The organism is Limosilactobacillus panis DSM 6035, assembly GCF_001435935.1.
Classification (GTDB): Bacteria; Bacillota; Bacilli; order Lactobacillales; family Lactobacillaceae; genus Limosilactobacillus; species Limosilactobacillus panis.
Genome location: NZ_AZGM01000117.1, coordinates 1 through 334 on the forward strand (window position 1 = coordinate 1; position 334 = coordinate 334).

Here is a 334-nt window from a genome sequence, read left to right on the forward strand (position 1 = left end):
GAGCCCACTGGCCGCTACTATCTGTCATTACAAGTGGCGGTTGAGGCTCCCGAACACTTAAGGAGGACGGGAAAAGTAGTCGGCATTGACGTTGGAGTCACTAGTCTAGCCGTTAGTTCTGATGGGATTAAGTACGGAACCTTTAATGCTAAATGGGCGGAAAAGCAAGCAACCAAGTGGCAAAGTAAGTATGCCAAGCGGAAACATCAGGCGACGGTTGCCGTCTATCAATGGAACCATAACCACAAGGCCTTCAAGAAAGAACTAAGTGATTACCAAAACTGGCAACGAGCACAGCAACAAAAGGCCCGTTACCAAGTCAAGGTAGCGAACC

At 48.8% G+C, this 334-nt stretch carries 1 pseudogene; it reads left to right on the top strand.

The features are described 5' to 3' along the window. Positions 1–334, top strand: a pseudogene (locus FD32_RS10075) (RNA-guided endonuclease TnpB family protein); the annotation flags it as partial.